This window comes from Bifidobacterium kimbladii (assembly GCF_032193675.1).
Classification (GTDB): domain Bacteria; phylum Actinomycetota; class Actinomycetes; order Actinomycetales; family Bifidobacteriaceae; genus Bombiscardovia; species Bombiscardovia kimbladii.
The window spans coordinates 20350-40055 of the sequence record NZ_JASTZZ010000003.1 but is presented as its reverse complement, the minus strand read 5'-3'; the positions used below and the strand labels follow the sequence as shown (position 1 = coordinate 40055).

Annotated in this window: 18 protein-coding genes; 5 read left to right on the top strand and 13 right to left on the bottom strand. The window is 63.1% G+C overall.

Annotation, left to right across the window (positions count from 1 at the left end):
* The first annotated feature begins 7 nt into the window (after positions 1-7).
* Both QRX41_RS04870 and QRX41_RS04865 read left to right on the top strand, forming a co-directional pair.
* Positions 8-790: a 2,3-bisphosphoglycerate-dependent phosphoglycerate mutase gene (locus QRX41_RS04870; protein WP_313839092.1), complete on the top strand. Its 783-nt coding sequence runs from the start codon at positions 8-10 to the stop codon at positions 788-790.
* Positions 791-814: 24 nt separating this feature from the next.
* The gene (locus QRX41_RS04865) at positions 815-1753 is read left to right on the top strand and encodes a LysR family transcriptional regulator (RefSeq protein ID WP_045924446.1); all 939 of its coding nucleotides are present in this window, start codon (positions 815-817) and stop codon (positions 1751-1753) included.
* An 85-nt stretch (positions 1754-1838) separates the two neighbouring features.
* On the opposite strand, the gene QRX41_RS04860 is transcribed toward QRX41_RS04865, so the two are convergent.
* From QRX41_RS04860 to QRX41_RS04800, 13 genes are all read right to left on the bottom strand, one after another.
* Entirely contained in the window at positions 1839-2957 is a 1119-nt protein-coding gene (locus tag QRX41_RS04860) for a DsbA family protein (RefSeq protein WP_313839089.1), read from the bottom strand.
* Between the two features lie 126 nt (positions 2958-3083).
* Positions 3084-3833 (bottom strand): orotate phosphoribosyltransferase, encoded by a 750-nt coding sequence (gene pyrE / locus QRX41_RS04855; protein ID WP_313839087.1) that lies wholly within the window; start codon positions 3831-3833, stop codon positions 3084-3086.
* On the bottom strand, positions 3830-4777 hold the full coding sequence (locus QRX41_RS04850) for a dihydroorotate dehydrogenase (RefSeq protein ID WP_313839086.1): 948 nt from the start codon (positions 4775-4777) through the stop codon (positions 3830-3832). The genes pyrE and QRX41_RS04850 overlap by 4 nt, the downstream gene beginning before the upstream one ends.
* Positions 4774-5619 carry a dihydroorotate dehydrogenase electron transfer subunit gene (locus QRX41_RS04845; protein ID WP_313839084.1) on the bottom strand — a complete coding sequence of 282 codons (846 nt, stop codon included), beginning with the start codon at positions 5617-5619 and terminating at the stop codon, positions 4774-4776. The genes QRX41_RS04850 and QRX41_RS04845 overlap by 4 nt, the downstream gene beginning before the upstream one ends.
* The gene (gene pyrF, locus QRX41_RS04840; RefSeq protein WP_313839082.1) at positions 5616-6677 is read right to left on the bottom strand and encodes an orotidine-5'-phosphate decarboxylase; all 1062 of its coding nucleotides are present in this window, start codon (positions 6675-6677) and stop codon (positions 5616-5618) included. The genes QRX41_RS04845 and pyrF overlap by 4 nt, the downstream gene beginning before the upstream one ends.
* Before the next feature lie 2 nt (positions 6678-6679).
* Entirely contained in the window at positions 6680-8104 is a 1425-nt protein-coding gene (locus tag QRX41_RS04835; protein WP_313839080.1) for a dihydroorotase, read from the bottom strand.
* 1 nt (position 8105) lies between these two features.
* On the bottom strand, positions 8106-8519 hold the full coding sequence (locus QRX41_RS04830; RefSeq protein ID WP_015021856.1) for an aspartate carbamoyltransferase regulatory subunit: 414 nt from the start codon (positions 8517-8519) through the stop codon (positions 8106-8108).
* Positions 8516-9523 carry an aspartate carbamoyltransferase gene (pyrB, locus tag QRX41_RS04825; RefSeq protein ID WP_024627990.1) on the bottom strand — a complete coding sequence of 336 codons (1008 nt, stop codon included), beginning with the start codon at positions 9521-9523 and terminating at the stop codon, positions 8516-8518. The genes QRX41_RS04830 and pyrB overlap by 4 nt, the downstream gene beginning before the upstream one ends.
* Before the next feature lie 70 nt (positions 9524-9593).
* Positions 9594-12674: a bifunctional [glutamine synthetase] adenylyltransferase/[glutamine synthetase]-adenylyl-L-tyrosine phosphorylase gene (locus tag QRX41_RS04820; protein ID WP_313839078.1), complete on the bottom strand. Its 3081-nt coding sequence runs from the start codon at positions 12672-12674 to the stop codon at positions 9594-9596.
* An 85-nt stretch (positions 12675-12759) separates the two neighbouring features.
* On the bottom strand, positions 12760-12960 hold the full coding sequence (locus QRX41_RS04815; protein WP_024627988.1) for a hypothetical protein: 201 nt from the start codon (positions 12958-12960) through the stop codon (positions 12760-12762).
* Between the two features lie 85 nt (positions 12961-13045).
* Positions 13046-14281 (bottom strand): multiple monosaccharide ABC transporter permease, encoded by a 1236-nt coding sequence (gene mmsB / locus QRX41_RS04810; protein WP_313839076.1) that lies wholly within the window; start codon positions 14279-14281, stop codon positions 13046-13048.
* The gene (locus QRX41_RS04805; RefSeq protein ID WP_313836542.1) at positions 14278-15834 is read right to left on the bottom strand and encodes an ATP-binding cassette domain-containing protein; all 1557 of its coding nucleotides are present in this window, start codon (positions 15832-15834) and stop codon (positions 14278-14280) included. Before QRX41_RS04805 ends, mmsB begins: the two co-directional genes overlap by 4 nt.
* Before the next feature lie 77 nt (positions 15835-15911).
* Entirely contained in the window at positions 15912-17066 is a 1155-nt protein-coding gene (locus QRX41_RS04800; protein ID WP_045924497.1) for a substrate-binding domain-containing protein, read from the bottom strand.
* A gap of 236 nt (positions 17067-17302) precedes the next feature.
* On the opposite strand from QRX41_RS04800, the gene QRX41_RS04795 reads away from it, so the two are divergent.
* The 3 genes from QRX41_RS04795 to QRX41_RS04785 are packed head-to-tail and all read left to right on the top strand — an operon-like array spanning position 17303 to position 19688.
* Positions 17303-18496, top strand: a complete 1194-nt coding sequence (locus QRX41_RS04795; protein ID WP_313836544.1) for an ROK family transcriptional regulator — start codon at positions 17303-17305, stop codon at positions 18494-18496.
* Positions 18497-18511: 15 nt separating this feature from the next.
* Positions 18512-19351, top strand: a complete 840-nt coding sequence (locus QRX41_RS04790; RefSeq protein WP_313839074.1) for an ATP-binding cassette domain-containing protein — start codon at positions 18512-18514, stop codon at positions 19349-19351.
* Between the two features lie 16 nt (positions 19352-19367).
* Complete coding sequence (locus QRX41_RS04785) at positions 19368-19688, top strand: hypothetical protein (RefSeq protein ID WP_313839072.1); 321 nt, start codon at positions 19368-19370, stop codon at positions 19686-19688.
* Positions 19689-19706 lie beyond the last annotated feature (18 nt).

Here is a 19706-nt window from a genome sequence, read left to right as displayed (position 1 = left end):
CTATTCGATGACCGCGCAGCTCATCGTCATGCGTCATGGGGAAAGCGTCTGGACTCAGAAGTCAGTCAACCGTTTCGCCGGTTGGGTGGACGTGCCCCTGACGGAACGCGGACTGGATCAGGCCCGTCATGCCGGACGGCTGCTCAAGGAGTCAGGCCTGCTGCCCGACCTGGTCTTCACCTCCCTGCTGACCCGCAGCATCGTCACCGCCAATACGGTGCTGGATCTGGTTGATCGGGCCTGGATTCCGGTGGCGCGCACCTGGAGGCTGAACGAGCGCCACTATGGCGCCTTCCAGGGGCAGACGCGACCGGCCATGCTGGAACGCTACGGCCAGCAGCAATTCGACATCTACCGGCGTTCCTACGATGTTCGGCCGCCTGCCATCGCAACCGATTCGCCATACTTTCAGGGACGGGATCCGCGCTATGCCCCGGCCATGCGCGACGGGCTGGACAGCCGGAATCCGGCCGAGATCCGTGCCGAGTGCCTCAAGGACCTGCTGCTTCGCCTGCAACCCTATTGGCGCAGCCGGATAGCCCCGAACCTGGCCCAGGGCCGGACTGTGCTCGTCGTCACCCACGGGTCCGTGGTCCGCAGCCTGATCAAGGTCCTTGAAGAGGTTAACGACAAAGACATCCGATCCATCAACGTGCCCACTGGCGTGCCCATGGTCTACAGCTTCGTGAACGACGAAGACGGCAACCCCCAGGTCCAGGGTCCGGGTCGCTATCTGGATCAGGAGGCCGCGAACCAGGGTATGGCTGAAACCGCGGCCCTGGGCCGATAGGGCCTTAGGTATAGATTGGCTTGTATGACACTGCTCCAACTGCGCTACATCGTCAAGATCGTCGAATGCGGCTCGATGAACGAGGCCTCGCACGAGCTCTACATCTCCCAGCCGGCACTGAGTTCATCGGTCAAGGAGCTGGAGAACGAGCTGGGCATCGAAATCTTCACCCGCCACTCCCAGGGGATCGCTCTGACCGTGGACGGGGCGGAATTCCTGACCTACGCCCGACAGATTCTGGACCAGACCGACCTGCTGGAGGCCCGCTATAAGCAGGTCAGGCCCCGCAAGCAGCTCTGCCGGGTCTCCACCCAGCACTACATGTTCGCAGTGGAAGCCTTCGTGGAGATGATCAACTCCATCGATTCCGACGAGTACGAATTCACCATACGGGAGACGCGCACCAGGGACATCATCGACCAGGTGGCCACCCTCCAGTCCGAAATCGGCATCATCTACGAGTCCGACTTCAACAAGCGGGTGCTGTCCAAGATGCTCCGGGAGAAGCACCTGGACTTCCACCCCCTCTTCCGGGCGGACCTGCATGTCTTCATCGCACGAACCAACCCCCTGGCCGATCGGGCCATGGTGACCATGAAGGACCTGGAGCCCTACCCCTTCCTGCAGTATGAGCAGGGCGAAGAGGGCTCCTTCTACTTCGCCGAGGAGGCGGTCTGGCCCGATTACTCCCCCAAGCAGATCACCGTGAGTGACCGGGCCACCATGCTCAACTTCATCGTCGGGCTCAACGCCTACACGGTCTGCACCGGCATCGACAACGAGGACCTCAACAACGAGAAGATCGTCAGCGTCCCCCTGGAGTCGGATGAATCCATGCTGGTGGGCTGGATCGTCAACAGCCGGACCAAGCTGTCCCATGCCGCCGAACTCTACTTGGACAAGCTGCGCCAGGTGGTTTCCAGCCACGGATACTCGCTGATCGAGCAGGAGTCAGACAAGTAAGAGCCAGGCAAGCGACAGTCCAACAGATAACAGTTCCTCCTGTAGCGGTGACGAGTGAACTTCGCCGCTGGTCACTAATCGCCGTTCACTTTACTGCCAGCGCTTTTCCCTGTGCTCCGATGGAGGGCATCTTCCCCTGATGGCCCACATCCTGCGATTTGAGCCCCAGGGCCTTGAGCAGGGCTCGATCCAGATGTTCCAATCCGCCTTGGCTCTTGGCCGCTGCGGTCAGATCCCAGACCCTGCCGTTGATCATGATGGTGGGGGTCGAGAACTCCCCTTTGGCGTCCTTGGCGTCCTTGCGGGTGATGGCATAGGCATTGACCTTGTCCACCCATGGCCTGTAGGTGCCCTGGGCGAAACGGTCTGCCAAAGCCCTGGGCACGCCCACGCCCACGGCCTTGTCGGCCAGACGTGCATCGGAGACCGCCTGATAGGAGCTTTCATTGGGTTGGAAGTCTGCTGCAAAGACGGCGGCAGCGAAGGCCGGCAGATGATCCGGATCCTCCTGGGCCACCATGGCCAGGGCGTTGTCCACGCGGCTGGAGTACTGGTCACTGGATGCCGAATCCAGGAAGTTCAAAAAGTTGTAGGTGACGTTGATCTGACCGGCGCTGATCATGCGCTGCAGCTGGGGATCGATGACCCGGCCCACCTTGCCGCACCAGGGGCACATGGGGTCCATGAAGATCTCAAGGGTCGGTGCGTCGGCAACCTTCTTCTTGCTGCCGACCCCCTTGGCTGAAACAGTCAGCCCTCCCTGGTCGTCGGCCACCGAAGGCTTGACGGTGACCTCTTGCAGGGCCCTGTAGGCCTTGGCATCCCCGCTGGGACCCTGGCTGACTTGCGCGGTCGATGCTCCTGATGAGGGCTTTTGGGCTGACTGGTTGTCTGTTGAATGATCAGCCCACAGCATGTATATGCCTGCCGCAAGCACCAGCACAAGAGCCACCGCCACCAGTATCAACGGAACCCTCCGCGAGCTCTGTGCAGATGCACTTTCTTCAGAGCCGCTCTCCTGAGGCTGACCTGTCTCTACGGGTTTCTCCTCAGTGGCAATTCGCCCTTCAGCAGGTTCTGCAGTATCCGCAGGTTTTGCTGCATCAGCTGAAGTGGCCGAAACGGTAGGCTTGGTCGCATTCACCGCATCGGCCGTAGTCCGGTCCGGTTCCTCATGACCGTTCTGCTCCAGAGGTTTTGTCATGATCCATGGCCTTCCTTGCGATGATGATCCGTCGGCCTGCCCGCCGGACTTTTACCAATCTACACGAGGGTCGGCCGACGGGATGACCGTCCGGAGAATGTGCGCCGGTATGAGCTGGTCACTTGCTCAGGCCCCGTAACGCTCCAGATAGTCCCTGGCGGCATCGGCCGTGCGCTGATCCAGAATGGGCGACCCGTCCGGGCCTTTCATGGAGGCGGCCGCGTCGAAGATCTGGCGGACGTTGACGATGCTGATGACCGGGAAGTGGAATTCGTCCATGATGGATTCGACAGCCGAGCCCTGGCCCTGTCCGGTGCGCTCCATCCGGTCCACGGAGAGCACCAGGCCGACGATGGTCACCTTGGCCTGGGACATGATCTTGGGCACCACCTGGCGGACCGCGGTCCCGGCGGTCATGACGTCATCCACCAGCAGCACCCTCATGCCATCCCTTAACTGGGTGCCGACCATGAGCCCTCCGTCGCCGTGGTCCTTGACCTCCTTGCGGTCAAAGGTATAGCCGACCGGCATGCCGTGCGCCCCGCTCAGTGCGATGGCGGTGGAGACGGCCAGGGGGATCCCCTTGTAGGCCGGACCGAATACCGTATCGATGTCGGCGGGCAGGGTTCCCTGCTGCACGGCCTGCACGATGGTCCGGGCGTAGAACTCTCCCAGCAGGGCGATCAGCCGTCCGTCGTTGAAGGCCCCGGCGTTGATGAAGTAGGGCGAGCGCCGCCCCGACTTCAGGGTGAAGTCACCGAACTTGAGCGCTCCGCTCTGCAGCAGGAAGCTGGTGAAGCCCTCCTGGATGCGGCGGGTCTGCTCCTGCGTATCACCGTCATGTTCGGCCCTGTTTTCTGCTGCGGATGCGCTCATCGCCAGCACTCCCCTTTCTTGAGCAAATCGGCCAGCTTGGGCCGCTCGTCCAACAGATCGTCCAGCTCCCGGGCCACCCTCATGGGCGCCACAGGATCCACCAGGGCCGCAGCCCCAACCTCCACGGCGTTGGCTCCGGCATAGAGGAATTCCAAGGCCGTGCGTCCCGAGTTGATGCCCCCGATGCCGATGATGGGAACCTCGGGCAGTGCCTGGCGCACCCGCCAGACGAAGGACAGAGCTATGGGCAGGATGCAGGGGCCGGAGACGCCGCCGGTGCCCTGGGCCAGGATGGGCCTGCCTGTGTTGATGTCGATGCGCATGCCCACCAGGGTGTTGATCAGGCTGAGGGCATCCGCTCCCCCATCGACGGCCGCCCGGGCCACTTCCACGATATCGGTGACGTTGGGGGTCAGCTTGACCACCATGGGCTTGTCGGTCAGACCCCGCAGCCTGGTGATCAACCGGTTCAGGGCCTTGGCGTCGGTGCCTACGGACATTCCCCCGTGTGAGACGTTGGGGCAGGAGACGTTGATCTCCAGCATGTCAGCCGGGGAGTCGGCCAGCCGTTCCACGACTGTGGCATAGTCCTCGTCGCTGTGGCCGGCCACATTGGTGACCACGTTGGCTCCCAGGGCCTTGAGCCTGGGCAGCTCGTCCACCAGGTAATGGTCCACGCCCGGGTTCTGCAGGCCGACGGAGTTGACCATGCCGGCGGGGCTCTCGGCTGTCCTGGGCGTGGGGTTGCCTTCCCAGGGCACCGGCGAAACCCCCTTGGTGGAGATGGCGCCCATTTGGGAGACGTCGTAATAGTCGCCGCATGCATCCAGGTTGAAGGTGCCCGAGGCCGTGCCCACCGGATTCTTCCAGGGCGTGCCGGCCACAACAGTGCCATGCCGCCAGGCGTGCGGCTCCAGAGGGTCCATGATCGTCAGCCCGCTCATCGTGCCTCCTTCTTGTCCTCGCCTGCATCCCAGATCAGACGGTCGGCGGCAAAGACCGGGCCGTCCTTGCAGACCTTGAGCCTGCCGTCCACGGTGTCGACCACGCAGGCCACGCAGGTGCCATAGCCACACCCCATCCGGGACTCCATGCAGCACTGGGCGGGCAGGCCGGTCTGGCGGGCCCAGGCGGCCACGGCCCGCATCATGGGCAGGGGTCCGCAGGCCAGAATGATGGTCCGCTCGGGATCGATGTCGCCGCGCACCCTGTCCAAGAGGGTTATGACATCCCCGGAGGCATTGTCGATGGACTCCAATCGATCGGTCAGCGGGCCCATGATCGCATCGGCGAACCGATGGTCACGGTAGCCCAGCAGGGCGGTGGTGCGCACACCGGACCGGCCTTGAAGGCACTGGGCTGCGCGGATCAGCGGGGGGACGCCCAGGCCGCCGCCCACCAGCAGATAGTCAGCCGGCTTCCCCAGGTCGAAGCCATGGCCCAGGGGCCCCAGCAGGTCCACAGCCATGCCTGGCTGCAGGCGGGAGAACTCATAGGTCCCCTGGCCCACGACGGCGAAGATGATTTCGATCTGCTCGCCTTCCAGGACCCGGCTGATGCCGAAGGGCCTGGGCATCATGGTCATGCGGTCGGCCGAGTAGAGGTTGATGAAGGCTCCTGCGGGAGCATGGGCTGCCAGGTAGGGGTCGCGGATGGTCATCCGCCAGACCTGCCGGTCCAACGGCTCCATGCCGGTGACCTGGGCCGTGCGGCGTCCGGGCATCCGGCCTGCCTGTTGGGCCTGCTCCTCCACTCGGCTGGTGGATATGAAGAGGTTGGGTTTCATCGGGCCTCCTTGATCGCCTGATTGAGATCGTCCTTCATAGCCTGCGCGGCTTGGCGGGCATCGCGTGTGACCATGCCCAGGGCCGCCTGAACGCTGAGCTGCGGGCTGTAGTCCGGATCCTTTCGCCAGGCTGCGATGATTCCCCGAGAGGAATTGACCACAGCGCCGCCGCCGGACCGGTCGAACATGGGCGCCACGTCGGCCGCCGAACCGCCCTGGGCTCCGTAGCCGGGGACCAGGAAGAAGGTGTGGGGCATGGCCTGACGCAGAAGGGCCCCGTCCTCGGGGTGGGTAGCGCCGACCACGGCTCCAAGCCGGGAATAGCCCGATTCGCCTATGGAGGGCCGCCCCCAGGATTCGACCAATTCGCCCAGGCGCTGATAGATGGTGCCGCCGCCTGAGTCCGTATCCAGGCCCAGCTCCTGGATCTGGCTGCCCGAGGGGTTGGAGGTGCGGACCAGGGCGAAGAGGTCGCCCTGGATGTGCTCGGCCGCCTGCAGGAAGGGTTCCACCCCGTCGGAGCCCAGGTAGACGTTGATGGTCAGGGCATCCTCATACCAGGGGAACCTCCCGCCTGTTCGGTCCGGGCCATCCACAGCCTGCCCCGGGGCGAAGGGCAGGGGAAGCCCATCCAGGTGGGCGGCGTAGGCCTCGGCCGTGGAGCCGATGTCCCCGCGCTTGACGTCCCCGATGACGTAGAGGCCTCGATCGGCTGCGGCCCGGCAGGTGCCGGTGTAGGCCCTGATGCCCCAGGCTCCTAGGGCCTCGTACATGGCGATCTGGGGTTTGACTGCAGGCACCAGGTCGGCCACGCCTTCCAGGATGGCCAGGTTGAAGCGCAGATAGGCCCGGGCCAGGTGGTCCGCCCAGACCGCCTGAGCCTGCTCGCCCTGGGCCTGCTGCGGGTCCTTGGGGTCCAGGCCCATCCGGGCCATGCTCCCGGCGGCGCGCTGCCTGGCCTGCTCGATCAGCTGGCTGGGCAGCAGTTCCGGTCGCGGATCCAGGCCGACCACGGTCGGATTCTGCTTGTCCTGGATGAGCGCGGTCAGTCGGTCCATGCTCAGTTCCTTTCCCTGGTGATGACACGGCTTGCAGGCAGGCGGGAGAAGACCAGACGCCCCTCCTTGATGGTGGCCATGACCCGTCCGGTCAGCTCTGCCCTGGCAAAGGGGGTATTCCTGGCCTTGGAGTGGAAGCGGCTGGGATCAACCTTCCACTTGGCCTCGGGATCCAAGATGACCAGGTCGACGGGTGGCTGGTCGGCCTCGCTGTGCTGATCGACTTCCAACAGAAGGTGACCGGTGTCGGCTTGATTGACCTTGTTGGCCTTGCGCGAGGACAGGTCTTCGGGCAGGAGTCGCCGCATGCCCATGAGCTCGGCCGGGGCCAGGGACATGAGCTCTATCAGGCGGTCATGGCCGATGAGCCCGCTTGTGACCAGAACCTGGTTGCAGACCGCGTAGGCAGTCTCCAGGCCGATGATGCCGTTGGGGGCGTCCTTGAGCCCCAGCGCCTTCTCGGCAACGGTGTGGGGGGCGTGGTCGGTGGCGATCATGTCGACAGTGCCGTCGGCCACGGCCTCAAGCGCAGCTTGCTGGTCAGCGCGGGAGCGCAGCGGAGGGTTCATCTTGGCCATGCTGCCGCAACGCAGCAGGTCCTCGTCGCAGAGGGCCAGATAGTGGGGCGCGGTCTCGCAGGTAATCGGCAGCCCATGGGCCTTGGCCCGGCGGACGGCATCGAATCCCCCGGCGGTGCTGACATGCTGCAGATGCACCCTGGTGCCGGTGCGCTCCGCCAGGGCGATGTCGCGATGGATGATGGCGGTCTCGGTTGAGGCGGGGATCCCCTCCAGCCCCAGTTGACGGCTGACAGCGCCAAGATTGACCTGACCGTGCTCGTGATGTTCGCAGTGGTCCAGGATGGGCAGGTCGAATTCCCGGGCGTTGGCGGCCACAGCCTCCAGGGTCTGATCGGTGACGGCCGAGCCGTCGTCACTGATGGCGACTACGGGATGGTCCCAGCCGTGGCCGGGCAGGTGCCCCGACCAGTCGTCTGGGTTTGAGGCCTGAAGGCCGGCCCGGTCCTGAGTGGCCGCCACGCAGAGGGCGTAGTCCACCGGCAGATGTAGTCTGTGGTCCCGCTCATAGGATTCCAGATAGTCGATGACCGTGCGCCCATCGGCCATCCGCGCTCGGCCGTCCATGGCGGGCTGGGTGTTGGGCATGAGCAGTATCAGCCCGTAGCCTCCGGCCGCTGCGGCAGCTGTGCCGGTCACCATGTCTTCCTTGTCGGTCTGTCCAGGGTCGCGCAGGTGGACATGGGGGTCGACCAGGGCCGGAGCCAGCACCAGCCCCGAGGCGTCTATTTGATCGACCTCTGCCGACATGGCGCCGGTCTCGTCAATCAGCGCGCTGTCGGCGGCCTGGGGAAGCATCAGATCGACCGGCCTGCCGCTGCGCCAATCGGTCAACCCCAGCAGCCGCATGTCAGTCTTCTGCCTTCTCGTCGCAGTAGTCGCAGCGGTAGACCCCGGCAGCGTCCAGGTGGAAGCGCTGGTCCACGCCGGTCTCCACTGTGGTGACGCAACGGGGGTTGACGCAGGTGATGACGTTGACCAGATGGTTGGGGCGGTCAGGCTGATGCTTGCTGACGATCCTGCCCTGCCGGACCACGTCTACGGTGGCCTCGGGTGCGATGAACCCCAGAGCGGTCAGGTCCAGATCCCCGGTCTGCTCGATTTTGATGATGTCCTTGGACCCGTACTTGCGGCTGTCCGTATTCATGATCAGGGCCAGCCGGGTCTTCGCCGGATCCACGCGCAGGTAGTGCAGGACCTTCAGGGCTGTGCCCGCACGAACGTGGTCGATGATGATGCCGTCAACAATGCTGGTGACCTTCATGCGGCCACCTCCTTCTGCTTGCGGTAACCAGGCAGCTCGTCGCCCAGCAGGGCGCTCTCCAGGGCCATTCTGACCAGCATGCCGTTGCGGACCTGCTGGAAGTAGGCCGCCCGCGGATCATCGTCCACCTCCACGGCGATCTCGTTGACCCTGGGCAGGGGGTGGAGGATGGCCATGTCGGGACGGGCGGACCGAAGCTTGTCGGCATTGAGAATGTAAGTGTCACGCAGACGCAGGTAGTCGTCCTCGTTGAAGAAGCGCTCCTGCTGGACACGGGTCATGTAGAGCACGTCCAGGTCGCCGATGACCCCATTCAGGTCCCCGGTCTCCCGGTAGGTGCAGTCGGCCGAGGAACGGATTCGTTCCAGAACGTACTCGGGGGTGCGCAGCTCGTCGGGGCTGATCAGGACGAAGTCCACGTGGCCCAGGCGGCAGAGGGTGGTGATCAGGGAGTGGACGGTGCGGCCGAAGGTCAGGTCCCCGCACAGGCCGATGGTCAGGTGGTTCAGCCGGCCCTTGCGCGCGCGGATGGTGGCCAGGTCGGTCAGGGTCTGGGTCGGGTGCATGTGTCCGCCGTCTCCGGCGTTGATGACCGGGACCGTGGCTGCCTGGGAGGCCACCAGTGCGGCACCCTCCTTGGGGTGGCGGATGGCCACGATGTCGGCGTAGTTGGAGACCGTCTTCAGGGTGTCGCTGATGGACTCCCCCTTGGAGACGCTGGCCAGCTGGGCGCCGGCGAATCCGATGACCTGGCCGCCCAGACGGAGCATGGCCGTCTCGAAACTGAGCCGGGTGCGGGTGCTGGGTTCATAGAAGAGCGTGGCCAGGACACGGCCGTCGCAGGTGTGGGCCACCTGGCGGCGATGGGTGTCGATGTAGGCCGCCCGATCCAGCAGGTCCAGGATCTGGGTCATGGGAATGTCGTCGAGGGTTACCACACTTCGCCCACGAAGCGGAACGACGGCGGAAGAGGTGTTGGATGCGTGATCAACTTGTTGGGACAACGGCTCACCTTCCTCAAGGTGGCCACCTTATGTGACCTGAACAAGCATACGACCCCGGATGGACCCAGGGTCAGCCGCCGTAGAAGAGCCGTTCCATGACCTGCCTGCAGCGGCGCATGGCCGCCAGCAGCTCGTTGACAAAACGCTGACCTCGGTGGGCCGGGTAGCCCAGGCAGACTGCAATGCCTCCCAGCACCTGTCCGTCGTCAGGCAGGATGTCCGCCTGGGATACCCTTCCGGACCAGAGGAAGTTGGCGTTACGGGCTGCTGTGCAGAGCACCCAGCTGCTGCGCAGGGCCTTGGCATCCTTGGCCTTGATAAGTCCCGCAGCCTCCAGGGCATCCAGGGCGGTCAGCGTGCCGGTGACCTGCAGCTCAGGCAGATCGTGGGCATGATGCAGCTGGAGGAGCTGAACCGTCCATTCCACGTCAGACAGCCCTCCCCGGCCCAGCTTCAGATGCCGGTCCCGACGCACGCCGCGCGGCAGCCGCTCTGCCTCCATCCGGGCCTTGAGACGGCGGATCTGCCCCAGCTCCTCCTCGTCGGGCGGATGCTGAGGGTAGCGGAGCGGATTGGCTATGCCCTCCAGAAAGTCCTTGGCCAAGCCGGCGTCCCCAGCTGCGAACCTGGCCCGGATCAGGGCCTGATGTTCCCAGGTCTCCGACCAGTCGCGGTAGTAGCGCTGGTAGGAGTCCAGGGAACGCACCAGAGGCCCCTGACGTCCTTCGGGGCGCAGGTCGAAGTCCAGGTCGATGCCAGGCTCCAGGCTGGCTGGTCCAGCCAGGACGGCCCGCAGGTCGGCGGTCACTCCACGTGCGAATTCGGCCGCCTGGTCCTGGTCGGCGCCTGATGCCGGACGGTAGACCAGCATGATGTCGGCATCCGAGTTGAAGTTGACCTCCCTGCCCCCGTAGCGACCCATGCCGATCGCGGCCAGATCGGCTGGCGCGCCAGCCTGTTCCGAACGGTGGTCCACGGCCCAGTCCAGGGCGGCATTGATGGCCGCATCGTAGACATCGGACATGCCCGCCAGGCAGGCCTGCTGATCGTCCACCCCGCTCATCCAGCCCAGCCCGATCCGCTCGATCTCCTGTCGGCGCATGGCCCGGACGGCTGTGGCGAACTCCTCCAGCGAGTCCGCATGCCTGGTTCGATAGGCTGCGGCGCGCTTGTCCAGAGTGGCCCGATCACGGGGGATCATGTCCTGGTCATGGCCCAGCCAGGTCACCGACTGGACGGACCGGGCCAGGGCACCGGACAGATAGCGTGAATTGGACAGGACATGGCAGAGGCGGCGGGCGGCCGAGGTAGAGTCCCGCAGGAAGCCCAGGTAGGTGCTCTTGCCGCCGAAGTGCTCCTCAAGGGTTCGCCAGCCCAGGAGTCCCATGTCCGGATCCTGCCCCTCCCCCAGCCACTGGAGGACGGCGGGCATGAGAATGCGGTTGATGCGCGCCGATCGGGTGACCCCTGTGGTCAGGGCTGTGACGTGGCGAATGGCTGCATCGGGGTCGGCGAAGCCGGTGGAGGCGAACCTGGCGCGGGCCGCCTGGGGGCGCAGGCTGACCTCGTCCTCGTCCACCTGGGCGTTGATGGGCAGCATGGGACGGAAATAGATGGCCTGGTGAAGGTTGCGGACTTCGATTCTGGTGGCCTGGTATTGGGCCAGCATCTGGTCGGCGTGCAGACCGAAGGCCCGGGCCAGCCGTCTCAGATCGCGGTTGCTCTCCAGCTCCTCCAGGCTGGGCGGCCGCTGGCCGAGTGTGCCTGAACGGGTGATTTTCGGGAAGAGGTGGGTGCGGCGCAGCTGCCACATCTGCAGGCGATGCTCCATGACCCGCTCGAAGCGATAGTCATGGTCCAGCTGGTCGCCGTGCTTGCGTGAAATGTAGCCGCCGCGGGAGAGGGCCTGCAGGGCATCCAGGGTGGCCGGACAATGCAGATCCGGGTCGCTGGAGCCATGGACCAGCTGGAGCATCTGGACGGTGAATTCCACATCCCGCAGTCCGCCCTGGCCCAGCTTGATTTCGCGCTCCTTGCGGTCCTCGGGTATCAGCCGCTCCACACGCTGGCGCATCCGCTGGCAGTCGTAGACGAAGTTGGGACGCTGGCAGGCACCCCAGACCAGGGGCTCGACCATGGCCGAATAGTCCTGTCCCAGGGCCTTGTCGCCAGCGACAGGACGGGCCTTGAGCAGGGCCTGGAATTCCCAGTTCTCAGCCCACTGGGCATAGTAGTCGGCGTAAGAGGCCAGACGGCGCACCAGGGGGCCGTCACGTCCCTCGGGCCGCAGGGCGGTATCGACCTTCCATAGCGGCGGCTCGGTCGATCCGGGAATGACCGCCTGGCAGACCCGCTGCAGAAGGACGGCCATGGCAGTGCCGACGGCAATAAGATCAGTCCCATTCGGGTCCGCCCCCGAAGCCGGCTCCACCAAGTACATGAGATCCACATCGGACACGTAGTTGAGCTCCTGGGCGCCCAGCTTGCCCATGCCAATGACGGTCAGACGGCATGAATCCGCATTGGGGACCTGACGGCAGGCAATGCTCAGAGCCCCTTGGAGTGCGGCATCGGCCATGTCTGACAGGGCCCTGCTGATTGCTGGCTCCAGCTCCAGAGGGTCCTCAGCTGCCAGGTCTCGGGCCATGACTGCAGCCAGCTGCAGCCGGTATTCGAACCGCAGTGCATCGGCATACGCGGCCAGTGAAGGCGAGGATTCTGAATTCTTCTCCACCTTGTCCAAGGCGTCAAGGACCCGCCTCTGCCTGGTTTCCGCCGGGCAGTCAGCCAGGTGGTCGGGGTCGAGGGCAGCCGCCTCTGCCAGTTCCGGCCGCGAGCGCATCAGTCGGCCCATGGCCTCCGAGGCCCCCAACACCCTGATCAGCGACTGGGCGGCCTCTTGGTTTTCCTGCGGGGATCCAGCCAGAAAGCCCGGCCGGGCTCCTTGCGGATACTGCTCCAGAATTCGTATCAGCCCCGCAAGGGCTTCGTCCGGATCACAGGCCTGGTCGAGGCTCTGGACCAGGGTTTGCGCCAGAGCCTGGTCGTCCACCAGGCGGGCAAGCCGATCCAGCCGGACCCGGGCCTTGTCCAGGTCGTGCAGCCCAAGGTGGATCAGGGTCGAAGTGGTCGGTTGCGCCGGATCTTCCATGACTCATCCCCTGCCTTTGCTTAAGGCTCCGCGACGACTCTGATGTCTGCGGAGCCGGTACAGGCATTATAGGGGTGACGGGTCGTCAGCCCTTGCGGCCCTCCCGAAAGGCGCAGACAGCGCAGTATACAGTGACGACGGCTAAGCACACGGAGAAGATCAGTGTGGGCCAGGTCAGCAGGCTGCCGTCGCGCACAGCCTCAGCCAGGGATTGGACCAGCCAGATGGCGCAGGCTGCAGCCGTCAGGCCATACATCCGAGAACGAGCCTTGCCGGTGATACGCACGATTGTGCTCCTTTTTACCGATGTTCCAAAGATGGTTGATCGGCATGAGGGACGGCAAGTGCCCATCCCTCATGCCGATGATTGGTTAGCTCTTGCGGCGCTTGGACATGACGTCGATAGCCACGGCCAGCAGGAGCACCAGCCCCTTGATGGTCTTGACGATGGCCGTGTCCACGCCCATGATGGACAGTCCCTGGTTGATCACACCCATGACGAAGGCTCCGACGACCGCCCCGGGAATGGTGCCGATGCCGCCGGTGACAGCCGTGCCGCCGATGAAGCAGGATGCGATAGCGTCCATTTCGAACTCCATACCAGCCTGGGCGGTGGCCGAGGCCAGTCGTGAAAGCATGCAGATGGCTGCCACAGCGGACAGGAAGCCCATGTGGACGAATAGCGTGAAGTCCACCCGTTTGGCATTGATGCCCGAGAGCACGGCAGCCTTGCGGTTGCCGCCCACTGCGTAGACATGCCGACCGAAGACGGTCCTGGTGAGGATGAAGTTGTAGATCAGGACCAATACGGCCACGATGACCAGCATTATGGGCGTCCCGCCCTGGTTCTCATTGCCGGAGGAGGCCAGCAGGTAGGTCACGAAGAGGATGACGACTGCGGCCACGATGATCTTGCCGGTCATCAAGGCCTTGGGCTCGGGAACCAGACCTACAGCCAGGGTCTTGCGGCGGCGGGCAATCTGCGACCAGGCGTATGCCAGGATGCAGATCAGGCCCAGCACCACGGTCAGGCCGTCGAAGGGGCCCCACCATCCCAGGATGTTGGGCAGGTAGTCACGGGCGATCCCCCTGAACTGTGCGGAGGTGATAGGCACGGACTCGCCGACGATGACTGTGGCCAGGCCACGGAAGATCAGCATGCCGGCCAGGGTGGTGATAAATCCTGGAATGCCGATGACGGCGACCCAGAAACCCTGCCAGATGCCGATCAGCAGACCTACGATCAAGGACAGGCCGATGGCCACGATCCAATTGACCCCCATATGTTCCATGAGGATGGCGCACACACCTCCGATGAAGGCCACCAGCGAGCCCACCGACAAATCAATGTGGGTGGCGATGATGACCATGACCATGCCGATGGCCAGGATGATCACGTAGGCGTTCTGCTGGATCAGCGAGACGAAGCTGTTGGGTTTGAGCAGCACCCCCTTGGTCAGTATTTCGAAGACGACCACGATGACCACCAGAGCGCCGACGATGCCATACTGCCGGGCGTTGCTGGCCAGGGAGGCCAGAATGCCAGGTCCTGCCTGTTCTTGTTCCACCGCCTGGGCGGTGCTCTTTTTGCTGTTGGGCGAGCTCATCTGGCTGCCACTCCCTTCTTTTCCTGGGTCATGCCCTTCATCAGATATTCCTGCGAGAAGTCCCGGCGCTCCACGTCGTTGGTGATGACCCCCTGGCTGACCGTATAAATCCGGTCACAGATGCCGATCAGCTCGGGCAATTCAGAGGAGATGACCACCACAGCCTTGCCCTGGTCGACCAGCCGGTCGATGATCTCGTAGATCTCGTATTTGGCTCCCACATCAATGCCTCGGGTGGGCTCGTCCAGGATGAGCACATCAGGATCCGAGATCACCCACTTGGCCAGCACGACCTTTTGCTGGTTGCCGCCGGAAAGGGTGGAGACGGGCACATCGATGTTGCTGCACTTGATGTTGAAGTCCTTGCGGTACTCCTCCACCCGTGCCCTCTCCAGGTTCTCGTTCATGACCCCATGGCGGCTCATTTTCTTGAGCGAGGCCAAGGAGGCGTTTTCCCTGATGTTCTGCAGCAGATTGAGTCCGAAGACCTTGCGGTCCTCAGTGGCATAGGCCAGGCCCGAATCGATGGCCGACTGGACGTTCGGCAGCTCGACCCGACGGCCATGCATCTCGATTCTGCCGCTGATATGGCTGCCATAGGATCGCCCGAAGATGCTCATGGCCATCTCGGTGCGGCCCGCACCCATGAGTCCCGCCAGTCCGACGATCTCACCCTGGTGAACCACCAGATTGGCATGATCGACCACGGTGCGGGAGGGATCCTGCGGGTGGTGGACAGTCCAATCGCTGACCTTGAGCACCTCCTTGCCGATGTGCGGCACGTGCTCGGGATAGAGATTGGTCAGCTCACGGCCGACCATCTTCTGGATGAGCAGATCCTGATCCAGCGGGTGGTCTTGGTCGATTCGCATGCCGCCCACCGTGGAGCCATCCCGTAGAATGGTCACCCCATCCGCAATCTGCCCCACCTCGCCCAGCTTGTGGGTGATGAGGATGCTGGTCACTCCCTGCTGGTCACGCAGCTGTCTGACCAGATCCAGCAGATGATCGGAATCATCGTCGTTCAAGGCGGCTGTGGGCTCATCCAGAATCAGCAGCCTGACGTGTTTGGACAGCGCCTTGGCGATCTCCACCAGCTGCTGCTTGCCCACTCCAAGGTCCATGACCCTGGTGTCGGGTTTCTCGTCCAGTCCCACACGCTCCAACAGACGCGAGGCCTTGGCCCTCGTCGTGTCCCAGTCCATTACGCCATTGTGGGCCTGCTCATTGCCCAGGAAGATGTTCTCGGCAATGGATAGGAAAGGGCTCAGCGCCAGCTCCTGGTGGATGATGACGATGCCGTCGTCCTCCGAATCATTGATGGTCCGGTAGCGGCAGGGCTTGCCGTCGAACAGGATTTCGCCGGTATAGCTGCCATGAGGGTAGACCCCGGACAGCACATTCATCAGGGTTGACTTGCCGGCCCCGTTTTCCCCGCAGATGGCATGGATTTCGCCCTTGCGCACATCCATGTCGACATTGGACAGGGCCTTTACCGGACCGAAGGTCTTGGTGATTCCCTGCATTCGCAACAAGATGTCCTCGTCGGACATGCTTTCACCTCCTGTGCGCCGACCGTCCCTCCCCTTGACCGGAAGCGGGACGGTCCGGCGCGACTGTGATGCCAACCTCACTTGGTCAGCTGATCGAATCGTGCCTGGGTCAGGTAGTTCGCCTTGACCAGATCGGTCAGGTTGTCCTTGGTGATGGCCTTGGGATCCAGCAGCTTCGAGGGCACCTTGATGCTGTTGTTGTCAAAGGTGCCGTTGATGCCGGTGACCTTCTTGCCTTCGGCGATTTCGATGATCATGTCGTAGACGGCCTGGGCCAGCTTGTTGACGTCCTTGAAGACGGTCTGACCCTGCAGTCCCTTGGAGATGTTGGCCACGGAGATCTCCATGGCGTCCTGCCCGGTGATCTTGGGCCAGTTGTCGGTATTGGGCTGGATGTCGGGCCTCTTGGACTGGATGGCGTTGATGACTCCCTGGCTGATGCCGTCATAAGGGCTCAGCACTGCATCCAACCGCTCGCCATGGGCGTAGGTCGAATCAAGAATGGACTCCATGTCCTTCTGGGCCTGCTCGGTCTTCCAGGACTGGACGGAGATCTTCTGCCAGTCTGAAAGCTTGAAGTCCTTGGTCACACCGCCGCCATGCTGGGAGGGACTGACCAGAACGCCCGACTTGAAGTAGGGCTGCAGCAGCTCCCAGGCGCCCTTGAAGAAGTACTTGGCGTTGTTGTCGTCGGGAGAACCGGTAAAGAGCTCAATATTGAATGGACCCTTGGCTCCGTTTTTGAGCCCCAGCTGGTCGATCAGCCAGTTGGCCTCCAGCACGCCGGTGCGCTCAAGCTGGAAGGTCGCATAGTAGTCAACGGCCTTGGTGTTCATGATCAGCCGGTCATAGGCGATGACCTTGGCCCCGGCATCCTTGGCCTTCTCGACAGCCGGCCCGACAGCTGTGCCGTCCTTGGAAGCCACCACCACGATCTTGGCGCCCTTGTTGACCATGTTCTCGATGTCGGCATTCTGCTGGGCGGGCTTGTCATCCGCGAAGGAGAGCACTACCTTGTAGCCTGCTTTCTCCAGTTTGCTCTTGAGGTTGTTGCCGTCCTTGTTCCAACGTTCCTCGGACTTGGTGGGCATGGACACGCCGATGGTGGCGCCTTTGCCGATCGATCCTCCCTCCTGGGAGGAACTGGAGGCACGTGAACCTCCGCAAGCGCCCAGTCCGGTCAGCATGGCGACGCCGATGACCGCCGCCATGGCTCGTTGCATCATCTTCATGAAGACTCCTTCATCCTTGAATTCTCTGGCAGGCATCTCCGTCTGCCTGGGTCCCTTCATTGCAGGCCCAGTGGTCAGCATACCCAATTGCGTTAACTTTATCAACTCAACAAAGCTGATTATCTATTTATCTGTTTCGTACATGAACTTAATAATTCGCTCGAACTTTTGGCTTTCATCGGCGCAAGGGGTGCACTGGGCGGGGGCAAGCCACGATCTTGGCTACACTGGAACCTATGGCACATCGATTGTTCGGTTCACAGTCCTCACTGCGTGAGGCCAACCGTGCCCTACTGCTGGATACGATCCGAAGATTCGGCGCCATGACCCAGATCGAATTGGCTGAAAATACCGGGCTCTCAACAGCCACTGTCTCCAACCTGGTACGCCTGATGGGCGAGCAAGGACTTCTGGAGACATCCTCCACCACCAGAAACGGCCGCCGCGCCACCCTGGTCATGCTGGCCCGCCGCAAGGGCCTCGGGGTGGGGCTTTACATCGGCCGTCACGAAATGCGGCTGGAAGTTGTCGACGCCAGCCATGCCATCCTCGCCGAGCATGATATGGCGCTGCCACGGCAGCACAAGCCGGACACAACCCTGGAACGGGCCATGATCCTGATCAAGGAGACGCTGACTTCCATCGGCGCCCAATCGGATGAGCTTGTCGGCCTGGGCCTGGCCATGGGGGCCCCAGTGGACTGCAGAACTCACCAGCTGGCCATTCCCGGCATCCTGCGAGGCTGGGACAAGGAGGATCTGATAGGCACCTTCCATGAGGCTTTCCAGGTGCCGGTCCAGGTGGACAACGATGCCAACTTCTCAGCCATGGCCGAGCTGAGAATGGGCGCGGCAGTCGGCAGACGAAACTTCGTTTACATCCACGCCAACGACGGTGTGGGTGCGGGAATCGTCATCAACGGCGAGGTGTGGCGGGGCACCACCGGGCTGGCAGGCGAAATAGGCCATGTCCAGGTGGATCCCTTGGGCGATATCTGCATCTGCGGCAACCGCGGGTGCCTGAATACGGTGGTGGACGAGAGCCGTCTGGTCTCCTTGCTGAGCGTGACACACGGGAACATGACCCTGGAGGATCTGGTGGGCAATGCCGTCAAAGGGGACCCGGGCTGCAGACGGATTGTGGGCGACGCGGCCATCCGCATCGGCAATGTAGTAGCCGATCTGTGCAACGCCGTGGATCCCGAGGTGGTGATTCTGGGAGGCATTCTGAGTACAACCGAAGACGTGTTTCTGGAACCCCTCCGGGAGACCCTTCAGCGCATGCTTTTCCCTGACGCCATGGTTCCCATGGAGGTGCTCCCTGCCCGCTATCCGATTACCGGTTCCGCTTTGGGGGCGGCTATGATGGCTGTCGATAGCGTCAACGAACACATTGATGTGTCCAACAAGTCCGCAGGTCGATCATCGTAGAGGAGGTGACCTGGATTGCATGAAACCACTGTCTTGATGCAGATGGACGACCTCTGCATCAAGTTCGGGTTCGTTGAGGCCCTCAAACACATACACCTGGATATTCGCCAACACGAAGTGCTCGCCATCGTGGGCGACAACGGGGCAGGCAAGTCCACCCTGGTCAGGATTTTGTCAGGATTGATCCGGCCCGACCAGGGTACCTTGCTCTGGAAGGGCCGGCCGACCAGCATTCCCTCGATCAGAGTCGCCAATCAGTTGGGCATTGCAGCCGTCTTTCAGGGGCAGGACTTCTGCGACAACCTGGATGTCTCCTCCAACCTCTTCCTGGGCAAGGAATTGCGCGATCGTCACCATCGGCGTGACGACGAAGCCATGCGTCGGCGCACCCGTCAGGTCCTCCAGTCGCTGTCCTCCCCCATCCGCGTGGGCCAGCCTATGGCCACCCTTTCCCTGGGGCAAAAACAGACCGTGTCGATCGCCAGGACCCTGTTGGACAATCCGGAGCTGATCCTGCTGGACGAGCCGACGGCCTCCTTGTCAGTCATGCAGTCCGCCGAGGTGCTCAACTACATCAAGCGCATGCGTTCCGAGGGGCGCAGCATCCTCATGGTCTGCCACGATCTGCCGGACGTTTTCGCGGTTTCCGACCGCATAGCAGTCATGCGGCAGGGACGGCTGGTAGGAGTCCTTCCTACGGCCGAGACATCTTATGAGACTGTCATAGCCCTGATTTCAGGCATTGATCCCGAAGATGTCATACAGGACCAGGAGCAGCTGGATGCCATGGCCAGAGCCAACGCCCGCGTCCACGCCCTGCGCGGCACCAGAAAGACCTTGCCCGAGCAATCATGAACAAAGGAATGCCAGAATGCAGCTGACCGATACCCTCCTGACCATCGTCTGCGCCCTGATAGGGCTGGCGGTGGGACTGATCTACGGACTTCTGCCCAAGAAAAACGACCGACTGACCGATTCGCAGCAACGCTGGACACAGGTCCTGTCCCTGATCGGGGTCGGCCTGGTGGTGGTGCTCATTCTGCTGGGGCGTGATCTGGCCTCCTGGGTAACCATCGGAGGGATGGTCCTTGGCCTATTGATTGGCATGATACCGCCCTTGAACAGAGCTGCGCTCAAGGTCTGGCCATGGCTGAGGCCCCGCACCGACAATCATGGCCAAAAGCGTCGCTGAAAGCTGGCGATCACGCTT

What these genes read in the sequence shown, in the direction of transcription:
- QRX41_RS04820 (WP_313839078.1), bottom strand. Translation starts at nt 12,674, where the DNA reads ATGGAAGATCCGGCGCAACCGACCACTTCGACCCTGATCCACCTTGGG.
- QRX41_RS04870 (WP_313839092.1), top strand. Translation starts at nt 8, where the DNA reads ATGACCGCGCAGCTCATCGTCATGCGTCATGGGGAAAGCGTCTGGACT.
- QRX41_RS04795 (WP_313836544.1), top strand. Translation starts at nt 17,303, where the DNA reads ATGGCACATCGATTGTTCGGTTCACAGTCCTCACTGCGTGAGGCCAAC.
- pyrE (WP_313839087.1), bottom strand. Translation starts at nt 3,833, where the DNA reads ATGAGCGCATCCGCAGCAGAAAACAGGGCCGAACATGACGGTGATACG.
- QRX41_RS04860 (WP_313839089.1), bottom strand. Translation starts at nt 2,957, where the DNA reads ATGACAAAACCTCTGGAGCAGAACGGTCATGAGGAACCGGACCGGACT.
- QRX41_RS04835 (WP_313839080.1), bottom strand. Translation starts at nt 8,104, where the DNA reads ATGCGGCTGCTGGGGTTGACCGATTGGCGCAGCGGCAGGCCGGTCGAT.
- QRX41_RS04800 (WP_045924497.1), bottom strand. Translation starts at nt 17,066, where the DNA reads ATGAAGATGATGCAACGAGCCATGGCGGCGGTCATCGGCGTCGCCATG.
- QRX41_RS04830 (WP_015021856.1), bottom strand. Translation starts at nt 8,519, where the DNA reads ATGAAGGTCACCAGCATTGTTGACGGCATCATCATCGACCACGTTCGT.
- QRX41_RS04805 (WP_313836542.1), bottom strand. Translation starts at nt 15,834, where the DNA reads ATGTCCGACGAGGACATCTTGTTGCGAATGCAGGGAATCACCAAGACC.
- QRX41_RS04785 (WP_313839072.1), top strand. Translation starts at nt 19,368, where the DNA reads ATGCAGCTGACCGATACCCTCCTGACCATCGTCTGCGCCCTGATAGGG.
- pyrF (WP_313839082.1), bottom strand. Translation starts at nt 6,677, where the DNA reads ATGGACCGACTGACCGCGCTCATCCAGGACAAGCAGAATCCGACCGTG.
- QRX41_RS04850 (WP_313839086.1), bottom strand. Translation starts at nt 4,777, where the DNA reads ATGAGCGGGCTGACGATCATGGACCCTCTGGAGCCGCACGCCTGGCGG.
- QRX41_RS04845 (WP_313839084.1), bottom strand. Translation starts at nt 5,619, where the DNA reads ATGAAACCCAACCTCTTCATATCCACCAGCCGAGTGGAGGAGCAGGCC.
- mmsB (WP_313839076.1), bottom strand. Translation starts at nt 14,281, where the DNA reads ATGAGCTCGCCCAACAGCAAAAAGAGCACCGCCCAGGCGGTGGAACAA.
- QRX41_RS04865 (WP_045924446.1), top strand. Translation starts at nt 815, where the DNA reads ATGACACTGCTCCAACTGCGCTACATCGTCAAGATCGTCGAATGCGGC.